A 16,891-nucleotide genomic window follows, 5' to 3' on the forward strand; every position below is an offset into this window, starting at 1 on the left:
CTGGAGTGACCAGCCATGTCCAGCACCACCGCGATCCGCACCCTGCAGACCGGCCACGTGGGCCTGAACGTCACCGACCTGGCCCGGTCGATCGACTTCTACCGCGCCGTCCTCGGCCTCCAGGTCACCCACGAGGGCACCGACCCCGACCGCCGCTTCGCCCTGCTCGGCCGCGACGGCCGCCTGGTGGTCACCCTCTGGCAGCAGAGCACCGGCGGCTTCGCCACCGCGAACCCCGGCCTGCACCACCTCTCCTTCGAGGTCGAGAGCCTCGACGAAGTCCGCGCCACCGAGCGGCTGCTGCGCGACCTCGGTGCCGGGTTCGCCTACGACGGCGTCGTCCCCCACAACGAGGGCTCGGCCTCCGGCGGCATCTTCTTCACCGACCCGGACGGCATCCGGCTGGAGGTCTACACCCGCACCGGCGTGGACGCGACCGAGGCCGCCGCCCCCACCACCGGCGCCCCGACCTGCGGCTTCTTCTAAGCCCCCGCCGAGCCCCCGGCCAGGCCCGGACAAGGCCCCGCCAGGCCCCGGCCACGCCCTCGACCGAGCCCACGACCGAACGCCGCCCGGTCCGGGCGACCTCCGGAAGGAAAGACCGGCATGACCACCACCAGCACGCCGTACCACGCCGGCGAGCGGGCCGCCCAGGCCCGGGCCGGCCGGACCGAACGGGCCGACCACGCCGGACGGTCGATCCGCGGCACCGTCCCGGCGGTCGCCGCCCGCTTCCTGACCGAACGGCGGATGCTGGTCGTCGGCGCCGCCGACCCCGACGGCCGGGTCTGGGCCACCCAGCTGGCCGGCCCGGCCGGCTTCCTCCGGGCGCCGGACGAGCGGACGGTGTCGGTCGCCGCCCGCCCGGCCGGGGACGACCCGCTGGCCGGGGCGCTGGCCCGCCCCGCCAAGGTCGGCACCATCGCCCTGGACCCGGCCGGACGTCGCCGGATGCGGCTCAACGGCGACGCCGTCCCGGACGGCCGGGGCGGGCTGCTGATCAGCGCCGACGAGGTGGTCTCCAACTGCCCGAAGTACATCCAGCGCCGCACCCCGCTGGACCGTCCGGCCGCCGGCCCGCCCCGGGCCGTCGCCGCGGGCCCCCGGCTGACCACCGCGCAGCGGCTGACCGCGGCCACCGCGGACACCTTCTTCGTCGCCACCACCGGGCCGGGCGGCAGCGTGGACGCCTCGCACCGCGGCGGCTTCCCCGGCTTCCTGGAGGCGGTGGCCCCGGACCGGCTGCGCTGGCCGGAGTATCCCGGCAACAGCATGTTCATGACACTCGGCAACCTGGAACTGGACCCGCGGGCCGGCCTGCTGCTGCCCGACTGGGAGACCGGCGGGGCGCTGCTGGTCACCGGCGAGGCCCGCACCGACTGGTCGGAGCAGGCCCGGCAGTCCGCCCCGGGCGCCGAGCGGATGGTCGAACTGGCCGTCACCGGCGTGGTCGAACTCGCCGACGCCACCCCGCTGACCTGGACTGACCCGGAGTACTCGCCGGCCATCCCGCGCTGACCCGGCCTCAGCCCCCGCTTCGGCCCGCGCCTCGGCCCGTACCTCGGCCCGCCGCCTTCCCCACCCCGGCCCTACCCGGTACCACCCCTCGACGCCACGCCCGGGAGCCGAACGGCCGTCACCCTCCCGGCTCAATCCGCCGCGCCGCACCCCGCCCGCTTTGGGACTTTGGTCCCGATGACACGCGGAGCCGGCCCGGGAAGGCCGGTCCTGTCACGCCGTCAGGCCGTGACCGGGAGCGACCGCGGGAAAGAGGCGGAGCATGACCCTCACCGACCTGTCCCCGCTCATGGAGTTCGACGAGGTCGAACCGGAGGACGACTGCATATGCGGGGGCTGCGGTGCCCGCCGCCGGGCCCGGCTGCACGCCGCGCCGGTCCACGAAGGCGGACACGCCGCGGCCCGCAGCCTCCGCCGCCGGGCCGCCGTGCTGGTGGCCGCCGTCGGCACCGCGATCGGCGGCGGGACGGCCGCCGCCGGCCCGGCCCTCGCGGCCCCCACCCCCGGCCCCACCCCGGGCGGCAACCGCTCCTCCCTGCCGCAGAACCCCCAGGGCGAGATCAGCGGGCCCTACGGCAAATCCGTCGGCGCCCGCGCCTCCGCTGCCCCCGGCACCGCCCAGCCGGTCACCCGGGCGCAGATCATCCGGCGCGCGCAGAGCTGGGTCGACCAGAGCGTGCCGTACGGCATGGGCCACTACTGGTCGGACGGCTACCGCCAGGACTGCTCCGGCTTCGTCTCGATGGCCTGGGGCCTCGGCAGCAGCCAGACCACCTGGACCCTGCCGGACTTCGCCGAACGGATCGGCAAGGACGACCTCCAGCCCGGCGACGTGCTGATCCACAACGACCCGGCCGACCCGCAGGCCGGTTCTCACGTGACGATCTTCGGCGGCTGGACGGACTCCTCCCGCACCAGGTACGTGGCCTACGAGCAGACCTCGCCCGGCACCAGGAAGCGCGTCACCCCGTACGCGTACTGGAACGACTCCGGTTCCTACGTCCCGTACCGCTACACCGGCCTGTCCGGCAGCAGCGACGGCGCTCCCTCCCCGTCCGCCTTCCCCGGCGCCGACAGGTTCGGCCCCGGCGCGAACAACGCGTACGTCACCCGGCTCGGCCGGATGCTGGTGCAGCGCGGCGGCGCCCGCTTCTACGCCGAGGGCCCCGGCCCGCGCTGGGGCGAGGCCGACCGCAGGGCCACCCAGGCGTTCCAGCTCGCCCAGGGCTGGCGCGGCAGCGAAGCCGACGGCATCCCCGGCAAGGACACCTGGGCCCTCCTGGTCAACGGCAAGGGCCGCACCATCGACGCCGGCACCCCGCTGCCCCCACCGCCGCCGCCCGCCACCGGGGCCCCCGCCTTCCCCGGCGCGCAGTACTTCGGCCCGTGCCGGGACAACGACCACGTCCGGCTGCTCGGCGAGCAGCTGGTCCGCAAGGGCTTCGGCGCCGCCTACACCACCGGCCCCGGTCCGCGCTGGAGCGAGAGCGACCGGCGGGCCGTGCAGGCCTTCCAGCTCGCCCTGGGCCGGCGCGGCGCCGAGGCCGACGGCTACCCCGGGCCGGACACCTGGCGCCGGCTCTTCTCCTGACGCCCCCGCCCCGCCGGGGCGCTGTGCCCCTCCGGGCGCACCGCGCCTCAGCGCTTCCCGGACATCCAGTGGAAGAGGCCCATCGCGACGCTGGTCGCCAGGTTGAAGCTGGACACCCCGGGCTGCATCGGCACCGCGACCAGCTGGTCGGCGCGCGCCCTGAGCTCCGCCGACACCCCGTGCCGCTCGGTGCCGAAGGCGAGCAGCGCGTCGTCCGGGAACGGCAGGTCGCGGATGTCCGCGCCCTCCGGGTCCAGCACGAACAGCGGCCCGGCGGGCAGCTGCGGCAGGGTCAGCCGCTCGACGGCGGTCGCGAAGTGCAGGCCCGCGCTGCCACGCAGCACGGTCGGGTGCCACGGGTCCAGGTCCCCGGTGGTCACCACGCCGGTGGCGCCGAACCCGGCGGCCAGCCGGATCACCGCCCCGACGTTGCCCAGGTTGCGCGGGTTCTCCAGCAGCACCACCGGTGCCCGGCGCGGCCGCCGGGCCAGGGCGGCCAGGTTGGCCTCGGGGGAGGGCCGCACGGCCAGCGCAATCACCCCGGTCGGGTGCAGCCGGGGCGCCAGGGCGCGCAGCGCCGCCTCCGGCAGCTCCACCGCCAGCCCGTCCAGCGCCGGGGCCACGTCCGCGGCCAGCTCGGCGGCCAACGCCAGCAGCGCGGCCCGGTCGGCGGTCAGCACCCGCCGGACGTCACCGCCGAACCGCAGCGCGTGCTTCAGCGCGTGGAACCCGTCCAGCAGCACCGCCCCCGGCTCCCGCTCGACGGCCCGCCACGCCCGCACCACCTCGTCGTCCATTCCGCTCACTCTGCCACCCGCTCCGGGGCCGGCTCACCGGGGCGCCCGGCCGCGGCGATCACCTCGTCGAAACCGAGCGCCCGGCCGGACACGCCGTCGGGCGCGGCGGCCAGCCCGGCCAGGGCGAGGTCCAGGTGACGGTGGACCAGCGAGCCGTCCGCGTCGAGCGCGGCCAGCCCGCCCGGCAGCGGACGGGACAGCCGCACGCAGAGCAGCACCAGGTCGCCCGTCCCGACGTCGGGGCGCAACCGCCCGGCCTCCTGCGCGGCCCGCAGCAGCCGCTCGACTGCGGTCACCGCGCCGCGGCGGACCGCCACCAGTTCCCCGTCCACCACCAGGTGCTCCAGCAGCACCACGATCGCGGCGCCCATCCGCAGGTCGGCGGCGGCGTGCACGAAGCGGCGCAGCGCAAGGTACGGGTCCTCCTCGGTCCGCCGCGCCTCCTCGGCGGCCCCGGTGAGCCGGGTCAGCAGGTCGACGACCAGTGCGCGGACCAGGGCCTCGCGGTCGGGAAAGCGCCGGTAGAGGGTGGCCGGGCCGACCCCGGCCCGGCGGACCACCGCGTCCAGCGGGGCGTCCGGGCCCCGCTCCAGGAACACCTCGCAGGCGGCGTCCAGGATCCTGCGCCGGCTGCGCTCCGCGTCGGACCTCATCCACTGCTCCCTAACCGGAGAAACTTCCTCCCCCTATGCTACCGTCACCAGCGAAGCGGAGAAAATCTCTCCGCATCGTGGTTCCCATTGCCGAGGAGTGCCGCCATGACCACCACCGCACCGCCGACCACCGGCACCGCACTGCCGACCACCGCACCGGCCGTCCGCACCGACATCGACGGCACCACCCACCCCCGCGAGGCCGTCCTCGCCTGGGAACTCGACCGCGCCCGCGCCGCCCTGCACCTGCTCAAGCAGCGCCTCGGCGACGACCGGACGCGCGAGCTGCTCGCCGCCGACACGACCGCCGCCGACACCGCCCTGGCCGGCTGGGCACACGCCTCCGCCGGACGCCGGCGCACCGCCGTCACCGAACTCACCGCCACCGGTATCGACGCCGAACGCTTCCTCACCTGGTGGCAGGGCCGCCTGCACTCCGGCGATCGCACCGCCCTGCTCGCCGCCAACCCCGAGCACTACCTGGCCGACTCCACCGGCGACCGGGTCGAGATCATCGAGACCATCGGCACCGGCCCGGCCCGGTTCTTCCTCCGCTTCCACGACGACGCCCCCGACGACGCCCCCGACCAGCACACCCCCGACCACGCCGCCTTCCCGGTCCGCATCGGAGGCACCGGCACCCTCGCCGACGGCACCGAGGTCCTGCACGTCCTGCACGAGTTCGCCGACACCCCGGACGGCCTGCGGATCCGCCTCACCGTCCGGTTCCCCGAAGCCGCTCCCGAGCACCTCGCCACCGGCCACCAGTGGCACTTCGCCTGCGAGTTCGCCAACTGGATCGAGGCAGCCCACCGCGCCTGACCCCGCCCCGCGCCCCGCCCGGCCCACCCCCGGTCAGGGCGCGGCCGGCCCAGCAGCCCGCCCAGCGGCCCGCCTACCGCGGCTCCGCGCTCCCCCGCAGCGCCCGCTCCAGGTCCCGCAGCGCCTGCTCCACCAGCCGGCTCCCCGCCCGCACCACGTCCCGCTGCACCCCCGCCGGCGACCGCGCCAGCCGCTCCTCCAGCCGCGCCTGCGCGTCCCGCACCGCCCCGAACTCCACCGGCCGGCCCGTCAGCAGCGCCCCCGCCGCGAGCGCGGTGGCCAGCCGCAACTCCTCCGCGTACTCCGCCGTACCCGCCACGGGTTCGGCGTCCGCCGCCGGCAGGTGGGCCTCCAGCAGCACCGCCGCCCGCCCGAGGTGCCCGACCGCCGCGCGGGCCCGGTCGACCTGGCGCCGGCTCACATCGGCCAGCCCGGACTCGTGCCGCCCCGGTTCGGCGTCGGCCCGCTGCATCGCCTGGATCAGCTCGGACCGCGCCTCCCGGGAGTCCAGCAGCGCGCTGCGCACGGCCCGTCCGCGCGGCGCGGCCGGCGTCTCGTAGCAGGCGATCACCGCCCCCGCGTACCGCCCGGCCGCCGCCAGCCACTCGGCGAGCCGCTCCCCGAGCCGGGCGGTCTGCCAGGTCGGGAACAGCGCGTACGTGACGAGCGCGATCGACCCGCCGAGCAGCGTCAGCCCGACCCGTTCGACGGCGGTCACCAGCGGGTCGCCCTGCTGCAGCCCGAGCAGGAACACCACGTACGTCGAGATCCCGACGGTGGTCAGCGCGTACCCGGTCCGGAACGCGAGGTACGCCCCGCCGATGCAGCACACCGCCAGCGCGGCCAGCACCCACTCCCCGGGGTGGGCGAGCTGCACCACCAGGGTGGAGACGGCGACCCCGACGACCGTCCCGGCGAGCCGGGCGACGCCCCGGCTGTAGGTCTGCGCGAAGTCCGGCCGCATCACCATCGCGGCGGTCATCGGCGCCCAGTAGCCGTGGTGGAAACCGGCCAGCCGGGCCAGCAGGTAGGCGACGGTGACCACCCCGGTGAGCCGGACGGCGTGCTGGAAGATCGCCGAGCGCGGCTGCAGCTGACGGCTCACGGCCCGCAGCGCGACCGGCAGCATCCGGCCGATCGTCGGCTTGTGCAGCGCCCCGCCGGCCGCGACCACGGGCGTGGTGATGGTGTCCTCGTCGCCGCGGTCCAGGGTGTCCGCGGCCTTGCGCAGCAGTCCGCCCAGGCGGCGGGCGGAGCGCCGGGCGGCGCCCCGCAATCGGGGCGCGTCGTCCGGCGGGACGAGGGAGAGTGAGGGCGCGGACCGGGGGAGCCGGACCGGCTCGCCGGTACGGATCGCCCGGGCGAGGGCGTCCATGACCTCGGCGGAAGCGGCCAGCACCTCCCGGGCCCGGTCCCGTTCCGGTCCTTCCCCGGGGGCGCCGACCTTGGGGTCGGCGAGCGCGGCCAGAGTGGGCCGGATCCGTTCGGCGAGGCCGCGCAGGCCGCGCAGCTCGGCCGGCCGGTGGCGGTCCTGCCAGGGGGTGACGGCGGAGGCGTGCCGGGCGGTCATGAACGGTTCCGGGTCCACGTGCGCGGTCGGGTCCTGGCGCAACCGGCGCGCGTAGTCGGCCAGTTCGGCGTAGGTGTCGGCGAGGGCGTCCCGCTGGGCGGTCCAACTCCCGATCGGCCAAAGGGTGATGACGGTGGCCTGGACGACCCCGCCCAGCGCGGCGACCAGACCGTGACCGAGCGCCTCGGCCGCGCTGACGGGGAGCTGGACGACGATCAGCATCACCGAGACGGTGTTGGTCGCGACCACGCCGGCGGTGGGCCCGATCGCCCAGGCCAGCCCGGCGGCGAAGGCCCACACCGCGAGCAGCACCGGGAACAGGCCGGGGACGCCGGCCGCCAGGTAGCCGAGGAAGGTGCTGATCCCGAGTCCTGCCCCGGCCGCGACGGCGAGGCTGGCCCGGGGCCGGAAGCTGCGCTGGAAGGTGGCCGAGCCGGCGATGAACGCCCCCATCGCGGCCGAGGTGGCGAGCGAGACCCCGCCGAGCGCGAGCGTCGGGAAGAGCACCAGCGCCACGGCGACCGCTCCGCGCATGGCCCGCTTGGGATCGGTGAGCGCCCGGTCCAGGGTGAGCCCGGTCCGCGCGGTGTCACGAAGCGCATCGAACCAGGACATAACGACATCCTAGGGGGCGGGCCTCCACCGGATCCGGCTCGTGAGGACCCGGCTCCTCCGCGCCGCCCACAGCAGTGCGCCGGTCGGCAGGAACACCGCGTCCGCCGCGATCATCGCGAGCGAGAACACCGGCAGCCCGAGGACCACCGCGATCCCCACGTGCTCCAGCACCATGACGGCCAGCAGCACGTTCTTGACCCGCCGGTCGAGCAGGGTGAACGGGAAGGCCACCTGCAGGACCACGGTTCCGTAGGAGATCAGGAAGACCGGCAGCAGCATCGAGCCGACCAGCGCGGACAGCCCGGGCCAGGGGGTGAAGTAGTCCAGGTGCAGCGGGTAATACAGCGCGGTGCCGTCCTGCCAGCGCGAACCCTGCACCTTGTACCAGCCGGCCGTGGCGTAGATCAGCACCACCTCGACGGCGATCACCAGCATCGCGCAGTTGTGCACCATGGTGGCCAGCGCGTCGAGCACCGCCCGCGGTTCGCCGTCCGGGCGCAGCCGCCCGAGCACCCACCAGACCCCGGCCACCGCCCAGAGCCCCCAGAACAGCGGCGACCACCCGAGGTAGGGGAAGGTCCGGCCGGTCCAGGTCAGGCCGGTGCCGGAGAAGCCGCCGAACTGACAGGCCGCCAGGACGGCCCCGAGCACGGCCCAGAGCACCACCCCGGTCCGGCCGGACCGCCCGGTCCGCGCCCGCCGGGCGTCCAGCGACCAGACCTCGGCGCAGCGGGTGAAGACCAGGTAGACCGCCATCAGGTGCACGACGTTGTCGCCGCCGTCGCCGAGGAAGACGTCGCGGTTCTGCAGCGACAGCACGGTGACCAGGAACAGCACGGTGCTCGCCCTGGTCCGCCAGCCCAGCAGCACGGCGAGGGCCGCCAGCACCCCCAGGTGGTAGACCAGTTCGAACCAGGGTCGCCCATCGAACCAGGGCAGCACGGTGAACGCCCCGTCGTCGCCCAGCAGCCGGTCGGCGAGCTCCATCGACCAGGGGGAGCGGTCTCCGTACAGCACCCGGCGGTTGGGCCACTCGCGCAGCAGGTAGGCGAGCCAGACCAGTCCGAAGCCGATCCGTACCACCGCGGCCTGGTGGCGCCCCAGCACCCGACCGGTGAAGGCCTCGACGGCCCGTCCGAGCAGTTCGGTCGGGCCCGGCCCGCGCGGCGCGGACGCGTCCGGCCGGTCCGGCCCGGGTACGGACGGCTGCCCGGCGCCGTCCTGCCCCGGGACACCGTCCGTCAGCACCGCGCCGGGCCCCGGCACCACGCCGTCCGTCAGCACCGCGCCGTGCGGGGGCACCGCGCCGACCGGGGGCGGCGCCCCCTCCGGCCGGGGTTCCCGCTCCGACACCTCATTCATCCGAGCAGCCCCCGGTAGTCCTCGTCCGCCACCGGCCACCACGGCAGCTCCCGCACCTTGGCCGCGGGCGGCGCGGCCTCGCCGCTCCAGGTCGGCGGCGCGACGGTGGCCGTGGTCACCCGGAACCGGATCTCCAGGATCCGCTCACCGCCCGCGTCCCGGCCGATCCGCTGCAGCGCGATCCGCTTCAGGTACTGCTCGGCGAGCTTGCCGCGCGGGGTCGTCGGCGCCTCGTCCTGAGGGTCGTGCGAGCCGTCGTAGAAGTCCCAGGCCCGGCGCAGCAGGTTCTGGTCGACGTGGCTGGGCGCCGGGTTGCCCCGTATCGCGGCGATGTCCCGCGCGGTCAGCCCGGTCCAGTCCCGGGTGCTGGTCGCCCCGCCGGGCGCGACGGTCCGCACCTGGGCGTCCAGGCTGACGTTCTGCTGCAGCGGGTTGGGGGCGAACAGCTTCCAGTTCTGCTCGAACTCCGGGTAGACCACGCCGTCGATCTCGTCCCGGTACTGCCGGGACAGCGAGTTGGCCGGCGCCACGTGCAGGAACACCGCGGCGAGGAACAGCCCGGTACCGCCGATCAGTGCCGCCCCCGCGAGGCCGATGACGAGCTGCGCGGGCCTCGACCAGGCCCTCCCCCGGGCCGGCCGGTCCGTCGTCTCCGTCATGGCCTCCCCAGCCCGGTCGGCGGGCAAGTGGTGCCCGGCCCGGTACCGGCGCGCCCGCGCGCCCATCCTGCCCTACGGGGCGGGACGGGCCGCGGCGGGCCAGGAGGCCCGGAAACCCTGGAGGCCCAGGAGGCCAGGCCCGGGGACCTACAGGACGAAGGCCTCCTGGCCGGTGCTGCTCACCATCGGACGGCCGGCGCTCTGCCAGGCGTACATCCCGCCGTCCACGTTCACCGCTTCCCGGCCCTGCTGGACCAGGTACTGGACGACCTGCGCGGAGCGGCCGCCGACCCGGCAGAGCACGTACAGCTTCTCCTCGGGCAGTTCGCCGAGGCGGGCGATCACCTGGCCCAGCGGGATGTGCAGCGCGCCGTCCACGTGGCCGGCGTCCCACTCGTCCTGCTCGCGCACGTCCAGCAGGGCAGCGTCGGCGGGCACGGCGGCGGCGTCGGCGGTGGGGATCTGCGCGAACATCGTGTGGCTCTCCTGGGCGTGGGAAGGCGGGTCGGTCGGGTCCGTGCCATTGTCGCCCACTGGCACCGGCGTCGGCCCGGAGCCGTCCACCGGACCGCGGGCGCCGAGCAGCCGTTCCAGCTCGGCCTGCCGGTCGGCGGCCTTGGCCAGCAGCTCCTCGGCGAGCTGCTCCAGCAGCCGGTCCGGGTCCTGCGGGGCGAGGGCGAGCAGCTGCCCCATCGGGGTCTGCTCCAGCCGGACCTGCTCGGCGGCGGTCCGGGCGATCTTGTCGGTCAGCCAGTCCAGCCGCCGGTGCAGCCAGTCCGACCGGTCGGGGGAGTCGACGGCGGGCGCGGCCTCCGGCGCGGTGGACCACTCGGCGGACAGGCCCTCCAGCGCGGCGGCGTCCCCGAGCGCGTAGGCCTCGTTGACCCGGACCAGGAACGCCGCCCGGCGATCCTGCTCGGCCGGGTCGGTGGTGAGGTCGGGGTGGGCACGGCGGACCAGCTCGCGGTAGACCCGCTGGGCCTCCTTGCCGGGCCGCACCCGGGCCGGCGCGGCGGGCGGCGGCGGGGCCGCCTCCTCCCCCTTGCCGGACTGCTCCCGCTGCTCCTGCACGGAGTCGAACAGGGCGTCCAAGTCGGGCAGTTCCTCGACCTGGCGGCGGGCCTCGGCGGCCCGGCGCAGGTCCTCGGGCAGACCGGTGCGGGCCGCTACCGCCTCGGCGACCAGCGCGTCCAGCTCGTCCAGCCGGGCGTACAGCGGGCCGAGCAGCTGATGGTGGATCAGGGCGAAGTTGTCGATCTCGACGCGCAGCGTCTGCACGTCCACGTCCATGCTCAGCCAGGCGAGCTCGGCGGCGGCGACCCGCTCCTCCAGCTGCTGCTGCTCCGGGTCCGTCCAGCGGGCGGGGCTCTGCGCGCTCACTTCTCGCCTCTGTCTCGTCCGGCCGGCTGCGTCCTGCGGGTCCGCCGCACCGGCGGCCCGGCCTGCCACCCTACCGCCGCGTGCGGAAGCCCCGTCCGGGTGAACCGGAGGTGCGGACCGGCGCGCGCCCCGAGACACGCAACCGAAACTGAGGAATCTCTCCGTTTCGGTATCAAGCCCGGCCCGGTCCGTGCTTCGCTGGTATCCGCACAGCGTGCCTTCCTCCGGAGGAACGGCCGCCTCCAGGCGTGGCGGCCAGGCGGGAGCAGACCGAATCCATGGTGGCCGAGTCCAACTCAACACCGCATCCGGCGGCCGACGGACCCGCACCGGGCGACCACCCGGCGGGCGTGGCCGCCCTGGTCCGGCTCGCCCTCGTCCAGGTCGACCGGTCCGGCCGGATCGCGCAGTGGGGCCGAGCCGCCGAGGAACTGTTCGGCCACCGCGCCGAGGTCGCCCACGACCGCCCCGCCTCCGGCCTGCTGCCCGCCTTCGAGTCGCGGGTGCTCGGCCGGTGCTCGGTCCGCCGCGCCTGCGACGCGTTCGACACCCTCGCCGAGCTGACCGCAGCCGGCCGCCCCTGGGCCGGCCGGCTGACCGTGACCGACCGCGAGGAGCACCAGCGCGACGTGCTCTGGTGGGCCTACCCGCTGCCCGGCCCGTCCGGCGGGCTGCTCGCGCTGGCCGCCGACGCCCGTCCGCTGCGCACGGCCGGCCCCCGGCTCGCGATCGGCGAGCGGCTGCTGCCGTTCTCCGCCGCACCCGCCGCCCGGGGCGGCTTCCACGGGCTGGCCGCGGCGCTCACCGCGCCCACCGACCGGGTGCCCGAGCCCTTGGCCCGGCTGCTCCCGGCCGCCCACCGCGCGGCGATGCTGACCGCGGTCGGACTCGGCGGACCGCCCGCCCTGCGGCTGGACGCGGTCACCGTGCTGCCGGTGCTGCCCGCCGACGCGCAGAGCGGGACGGCGCACGCGGCCGCCGGCCTCGGCCGCCGCTACCCGACGCCGCAGCAGCGCGCCGCCCGGGTCGGCCCGCCGCCGCAGCCCGAGCAGACCGCGCCCGGCCGCCGCCCGGCCGCGCCGCTCCCGGCCCAGCGCGAGGCCACCGGGGACGACGCCGACCACAGCGGGGCCGACCGGCACGACGCCGCCGAACTCCCGGTCTCCCGGCCGGTCGCCGCCGTCAGCGGTGCCGCGGCCGGCGCCGGTCCGTCCGTCCCCCCGCCGGCCTCCGGCCGGGAGGTCCCCCCACCCACCGGAGGAGGTGCCGCCATCGACCGAGCCCCCGTCGGGTCGGCCGCCAACGGCCACCCGCCGCCCCGCGCCGACCGGGCACCGGACGCCCCCGCCGCGCCCGTCCCGGTTCCGGCCCCCGCGAGCGCCGAGCCCCCGCCGAGCGGGCGGCTCGGCCCGTTCCTCACCAACGGACAGGCCGGCGAGCAGCTGGCCCTGCTGAACGAGGTCGGCGGCAAGGTCGGCACCACCCTCGACCTCGGCTTCACCGCCCACGAGCTGTGCAAGGTGCTGGTCCCCCGGGTCGCCGACTTCGCCTGCGTGGACCTGGTGGACGGGCTGATCTCGGACTCCGAGCTGCCGGTCGCCCGCCCGGACGACGACACCATGCTGCGCCGGGTCGCCCTGGTCCACAACGAGACCGGCGGCGCCTGGGAGCACGTCCTCACCGAGGGTTCGCTGGTCAGCATGCCGCGCCGCACCCCGCCCGGGATGGCCCTGCAACTGAACCAGCCGGTGCTGGTCCCGGTGGTCAGTGCGGACGTCGCGGTCGACTACGCGATCGCGCTCGGCGGCGTCCGGCTGGCCCCGGTGGTCTCCGGCCGCTCGATGCTGGTCGTCCCGCTCTCCGCCCGGGGCACCGTGCTGGGCATCCTCAAGCTGCTCCGGCTGCCCGACCGCGCCCCATTCGACGAGAGCGACGCGGCGACCCTCAAGGAACTGGCCGTCCGCGCCGCGCTGTCGCTGGACAACGCCAGGCTGCACCGCGCCGAGGCGAGGGTCGCCACCACCCTGCAGCGCTCGATGATCCCGACCCGCCCGCCGCAGATCCCCGGCGTGCAGATCGCCCACCGCTACCTGCCCGGCGATCCCAAGGCCGAGGTCGGCGGCGACTGGTTCGACGCGATCCAGCTGCCCGGCAGCCGGGTCGCCCTGGTGGTCGGCGACGTGATGGGCCACGGCATCCACTCGGCGGCCGCGATGGGCCGCTTCCGCACGGCCATGCAGACCCTCGCCGCCCTGGACCTGCCACCCGGCCAGCTGCTGCGCCACCTGGACAACCTGGCCCACAAGCTCGGCGACGACCACCTCGCGACCTGCCTCTACGCGGTCTACGACCCGATCAACCGGACCTGCGAGCTGGCCAGCGCCGGCCACGTCCCGCCCGTCCTGGTCCACCCCGACGGCACCGGGGAGCTGCTGGAGATCCCGGCCGGTGCGCCGATCGGCGTCGGCGGGGTGCCCTTCGTCGCCAAGACCATCGACGTCTCGGACGGCTCGATGCTGGTGCTGTGCACCGACGGCCTGGTCGAGGTCCGGGGCGGGGACATAGGAGCCGGGCTGGCCGCGCTCTGCGGCAACCTGATCGACCCGCAGCAGAGCCCCGAGCAGGCCTGCGACGAGGTGCTGCGGCGGCTGCACACCGACGACCGCAAGGACGACGTCGCCCTGCTGGTGGCCCGCTTCGACGGGGTCGCCCCCTCCGAGGTGGCCACCTGGGACCTCACCGTGGACCACCGCGAGGTCCGCCGGGCCCGTTCGCTGGTCCGCGAGCAGCTGGCCGGCTGGCACCTGGAGGCGATCAGCGACACCACCGAGCTGCTGGTCAGCGAGCTGGTGACGAACGCGGTCCGGGTCGCCCGGGACCGCGTCCAGCTCCAGCTGATCCGGGTGGACAAGCTGCTGGTCGAGGTCAGCGACGACAACCACAACCTGCCCTCGCTGGAACCGGCCGAGCAGCTCGGCGAGACCGGCCGCGGCCTCACCCTGGTCACCAAGCTCGCCGAGCGCTGGGGCACCGCCCGCAAGGCGGTGGGCAAGGTCGTCTGGTTCGAACTGCCCCTGCCGCGCGCCTGACGGCCGCGTACGGACACCCGTACGCGGCCGTCAGGGACGGACGGCGGTGCTCAGGGAACGACGGCCCCGGCCGGCCGACGCCGCCGGGCCTCCACCGCGACCTCCCGCGAGGCGGCCGCGGCCACCGAGGTGGCGGCGCCGACCCCGGCCAGCACCCGCGGCCAGAAGTCCCCGAAGACCTCGACCGAGACGGCGATCAGCAGCGCGGTGATCACCGCGACCACGTGCTCCAGACCGGCCAGGTTCGGCAGCATGACCGCCTCGCCGACCATCAGGACCACCACCAGACCGGCGGTGAACCAGGCCCGGCACCGGAAGGCGATGCAGATCGCCAGCGCCACCACCGCGGCCGACGGCCCGGTGTCCCGCACGTAGGCGACCCACTTCGGGAAGCCGAACAGGTGGTCCGGCCCGATCGCCACGCCGACCCGGGCGAACAGCGTGCCCGCCATGGTGCAGGCGTACGCGACCACCAGGGTCATCCGCCGGCCGAGCACGATCTCGGCGATCGCGAAGACCACGAACACCTGGGCCAGCGCCCCCCAGACCGGCAGGTCCAGCGCCGGCACGTACAGCGACAGCGGGGTCCGCAGCAGCGAGACCTCCACCGGCAACGCCGCCCGGACCACCCCGATCTGGTTGACGAAACGCTCACCGCCCGGCAGGTGCTGGACGATGCTGAACAGCAGGATCAGAAACGTCGCCAAGGTGGCCAACGGAACAGCGGCGAACTTCTTTCGCGCCACAGCGTTCCGAACCGTCACGGACAACGTTCCCCACTCGGCGACAGCGGCCGTTCCGGCTAGCGCCAGCGGCCCCTTTCGCACGCCCCCCGCGTGGGTCCTGTGAATCACAACCGTTTCTCCGAATCCCCGAACTCTCGTCTACTCCAACATTAGAAGCCTCTTAACAAAGCCACATCGGCTCGGATGGGGATAAGGGTCATCCTCTGGGGGGAGGTCCATCCCCCCTCCGGACCCCCATTCGACCGGGCGGCCCCCTCCGCCCCCCGACGGAGGGCTACCCCTTCCCGTCCCGCGCCGCTACCGGCACCCTGGGCGCCACCACTGCTGCCCCGGCGTGTCGGCGTCGGAACAGGGCGGGCAGGCTCGGCGCGACGATGAAACCCTCGGCGCGCGCGCTGGCGATGCCGATCCGCGGAATCTCGCTGCTCTTCTCGAACAGCAGGTAACGCGGCTCCCAGATCGGCCGGTACTTGGCATTCGCCCGGTAGAGCGACTCGATCTGCCACCAGCGCGAGAAGAATCCGAGGACCGAACGCCACAGCCGCAGCACCGGGCCCGCGCCCAGGCGCGAACCGCGCTCGAAAACGGAGCGGAACATCGCGAAGTTCAGCGAGACCCGCTTCAGCCCGACCTCCTCGGCGCGCTGCAGCAGCTCGATCACCATGAACTCCATCAGGCCGTTCTCGGTGTCCCGCGCCCGGCGCATCAGGTCCAGCGAGAGCCCGTCCGGGCCCCACGGGACGAAGCTCAGCAGCGCCTTGAGCTCGCCGTCGCCGTCGCTGCACTCCAGCATCACGCAGCGGCCGTCGCCCGGGTCGCCGAGCCGGCCGAGCGCCATCGAGAAGCCGCGCTCGGTCGCCCCGTCGCGCCACTCGTCGGCCTTGGCCACCAGCTCGGCCATCTCCGCCTCCGAGATGTCCTCGTGGCGGCGGATCCGCACCGTGTACCCGGCCCGCTTGACCCGGTTGTACGCCTGCCGGACGACCCGCATCGCGCGGCCGTCCAGCGAGAACTCGTCCAGTTCGACGATCGCCTCGTCCCCCAGCTCCAGCGCGTCCAGCCCGTGCCGGGCGTAGATCACCCCGGCCTCCTCGGAGGCGCCCATCACGGCCGGTGCCCAGGCGTGCTCACGGGCTTCGGACAGCCAGGCGTCGATCGCCCCCGGCCAGGCCTCCGGGTCGCCGATCGGGTCGCCCGAGGCGAGCGAGACGCCGCCGATCACCCGGTAGGTGACCGCCGCCTTGCCGCTGGGGGAGAAGATCACGGCCTTGTCCCGGCGCAGCGCGAAGTAGCCGAGGGAGTCGCGCTCGCCCTGCTTGTCGAGCAGTCCGCGCAGCTTCGCCTCGTCCTCCGCGGTCAGCAGCTCGGTGCCCCGCGGGCTGCGGAAGGCCACGTACAGCACCAGCAGGAAGAGCGCCCCGCCCATGGCGTTGATCGCGGCGTTCACCCAGGTCGGCGCGGCGATCACGGAACGCAGGTGCTCGGACGGGGTGATGGTGATCATCCGGCCGACCGAGTACCGGAAGAGGTCCCAGAAGTCCGCCCCCTTCAGGTCGTTCGTCGCCCAGACCAGCAGCGCGCCGACCCCGCCGCCGAACAGCAGGCCGCCGACGAAGGTGGCCGCCGCGGTCTTCGGGTTGGAGCTGTCGCCCTTGGACGTGAACTCCTTGCGCCCGATCAGCAGCGCCAGGACGAACAGGCAGGTCAGGATGGTGGAGAAGTAGTTGAGCGGGTGCTGGTAGAACCGCCCGCCCGGCACGAGCATGAGCGCCAGGTACAGCAGCGCGAACAGGCCGCCGAGCGCCGCGTTGAAGATCCACGCGGCCCGCTTGCGCCGCCTCATGGCGACGGCGAGGAAGACCGAGAGCACGGCGCTGGCCAGGCCCGAGGTCATCAGGTACGGGGTGAAGTACTCACCCTCGTTGTGCTCGCTGACCTGGTTGCGGAAGGGCACCAGCAGCACCGTCGCCACGTTCAGCAGCGCGATCAGCCGCAGGTACCAGACGGAGGCCGCGGCGGCCCTCGGGCGCCAGCGGTCGAGCACCCCGTCGGGGTGGGGCCCGGGGGACGTGGCGGACGGCTCCGACTT

The 16,891-nt window shown here is 75.2% G+C and carries 13 protein-coding genes; 5 read left to right on the forward strand and 8 right to left on the reverse strand.

Annotated elements, in window-relative coordinates:
• Positions 1-15: 15 nt before the first annotated feature.
• The 3 genes from AB0D10_RS21840 (at position 16) to AB0D10_RS21850 (ending at position 3,109) form a co-directional block, all read left to right on the forward strand.
• Entirely contained in the window at positions 16-486 is a 471-nt protein-coding gene (locus AB0D10_RS21840; RefSeq protein ID WP_360258788.1) for a VOC family protein, read from the forward strand.
• Between the two features lie 120 nt (positions 487-606).
• On the forward strand, positions 607-1,518 hold the full coding sequence (locus AB0D10_RS21845) for a pyridoxamine 5'-phosphate oxidase family protein (protein ID WP_360258791.1): 912 nt from the start codon (positions 607-609) through the stop codon (positions 1,516-1,518).
• A 262-nt stretch (positions 1,519-1,780) separates the two neighbouring features.
• Positions 1,781-3,109 (forward strand): peptidoglycan-binding protein, encoded by a 1,329-nt coding sequence (locus AB0D10_RS21850; RefSeq protein WP_360258794.1) that lies wholly within the window; start codon positions 1,781-1,783, stop codon positions 3,107-3,109.
• A gap of 47 nt (positions 3,110-3,156) precedes the next feature.
• On the opposite strand, the gene AB0D10_RS21855 is transcribed toward AB0D10_RS21850, so the two are convergent.
• Positions 3,157-3,906, reverse strand: a complete 750-nt coding sequence (locus tag AB0D10_RS21855; protein ID WP_360258797.1) for an RNA methyltransferase — start codon at positions 3,904-3,906, stop codon at positions 3,157-3,159.
• 5 nt (positions 3,907-3,911) lie between these two features.
• Positions 3,912-4,559: a helix-turn-helix domain-containing protein gene (locus tag AB0D10_RS21860; protein WP_360258800.1), complete on the reverse strand. Its 648-nt coding sequence runs from the start codon at positions 4,557-4,559 to the stop codon at positions 3,912-3,914.
• Positions 4,560-4,664: 105 nt separating this feature from the next.
• Between AB0D10_RS21860 and AB0D10_RS21865 the strand changes: the two genes are divergently transcribed.
• The gene (locus AB0D10_RS21865; protein WP_360258803.1) at positions 4,665-5,381 is read left to right on the forward strand and encodes a hypothetical protein; all 717 of its coding nucleotides are present in this window, start codon (positions 4,665-4,667) and stop codon (positions 5,379-5,381) included.
• A 73-nt stretch (positions 5,382-5,454) separates the two neighbouring features.
• Here the strand turns inward: AB0D10_RS21865 and AB0D10_RS21870 are convergent, their stop codons facing one another.
• The 4 genes from AB0D10_RS21870 to AB0D10_RS21885 all read right to left on the reverse strand — a co-directional run bounded on the left by AB0D10_RS21870 (position 5,455) and on the right by AB0D10_RS21885 (position 10,967).
• On the reverse strand, positions 5,455-7,566 hold the full coding sequence (locus AB0D10_RS21870) for an FUSC family protein (protein ID WP_360258806.1): 2,112 nt from the start codon (positions 7,564-7,566) through the stop codon (positions 5,455-5,457).
• 9 nt (positions 7,567-7,575) lie between these two features.
• Positions 7,576-8,709 carry an HTTM domain-containing protein gene (locus AB0D10_RS21875; protein WP_360258869.1) on the reverse strand — a complete coding sequence of 378 codons (1,134 nt, stop codon included), beginning with the start codon at positions 8,707-8,709 and terminating at the stop codon, positions 7,576-7,578.
• Positions 8,710-8,924: 215 nt separating this feature from the next.
• The gene (locus tag AB0D10_RS21880; protein WP_360258809.1) at positions 8,925-9,587 is read right to left on the reverse strand and encodes a DUF5819 family protein; all 663 of its coding nucleotides are present in this window, start codon (positions 9,585-9,587) and stop codon (positions 8,925-8,927) included.
• A gap of 147 nt (positions 9,588-9,734) precedes the next feature.
• On the reverse strand, positions 9,735-10,967 hold the full coding sequence (locus AB0D10_RS21885) for a rhodanese-like domain-containing protein (RefSeq protein ID WP_360258812.1): 1,233 nt from the start codon (positions 10,965-10,967) through the stop codon (positions 9,735-9,737).
• Positions 10,968-11,215: 248 nt separating this feature from the next.
• Between AB0D10_RS21885 and AB0D10_RS21890 the strand changes: the two genes are divergently transcribed.
• Positions 11,216-14,056 (forward strand): SpoIIE family protein phosphatase, encoded by a 2,841-nt coding sequence (locus AB0D10_RS21890; RefSeq protein ID WP_360258815.1) that lies wholly within the window; start codon positions 11,216-11,218, stop codon positions 14,054-14,056.
• Positions 14,057-14,106: 50 nt separating this feature from the next.
• Here AB0D10_RS21890 and AB0D10_RS21895 read toward each other — a convergent pair whose 3' ends face one another.
• Positions 14,107-14,763 (reverse strand): hypothetical protein, encoded by a 657-nt coding sequence (locus AB0D10_RS21895; protein WP_360258818.1) that lies wholly within the window; start codon positions 14,761-14,763, stop codon positions 14,107-14,109.
• Between the two features lie 313 nt (positions 14,764-15,076).
• The gene (locus AB0D10_RS21900; RefSeq protein WP_360258872.1) at positions 15,077-16,846 is read right to left on the reverse strand and encodes a phosphatidylglycerol lysyltransferase domain-containing protein; all 1,770 of its coding nucleotides are present in this window, start codon (positions 16,844-16,846) and stop codon (positions 15,077-15,079) included.
• Positions 16,847-16,891: the final 45 nt, after the last annotated feature.

The organism is Kitasatospora sp. NPDC048545, assembly GCF_040651155.1.
Taxonomy (GTDB): Bacteria; Actinomycetota; Actinomycetes; order Streptomycetales; family Streptomycetaceae; genus Kitasatospora.

Excerpts from the sequence above, each read along its gene's own strand:
- AB0D10_RS21870 (WP_360258806.1), bottom strand. The coding sequence starts at position 7,566 with ATGTCCTGGTTCGATGCGCTTCGTGACACCGCGCGGACCGGGCTCACC.
- AB0D10_RS21850 (WP_360258794.1), top strand. The coding sequence starts at position 1,781 with ATGACCCTCACCGACCTGTCCCCGCTCATGGAGTTCGACGAGGTCGAA.
- AB0D10_RS21880 (WP_360258809.1), bottom strand. The coding sequence starts at position 9,587 with ATGACGGAGACGACGGACCGGCCGGCCCGGGGGAGGGCCTGGTCGAGG.
- AB0D10_RS21860 (WP_360258800.1), bottom strand. The coding sequence starts at position 4,559 with ATGAGGTCCGACGCGGAGCGCAGCCGGCGCAGGATCCTGGACGCCGCC.
- AB0D10_RS21840 (WP_360258788.1), top strand. The coding sequence starts at position 16 with ATGTCCAGCACCACCGCGATCCGCACCCTGCAGACCGGCCACGTGGGC.
- AB0D10_RS21845 (WP_360258791.1), top strand. The coding sequence starts at position 607 with ATGACCACCACCAGCACGCCGTACCACGCCGGCGAGCGGGCCGCCCAG.
- AB0D10_RS21855 (WP_360258797.1), bottom strand. The coding sequence starts at position 3,906 with ATGGACGACGAGGTGGTGCGGGCGTGGCGGGCCGTCGAGCGGGAGCCG.
- AB0D10_RS21865 (WP_360258803.1), top strand. The coding sequence starts at position 4,665 with ATGACCACCACCGCACCGCCGACCACCGGCACCGCACTGCCGACCACC.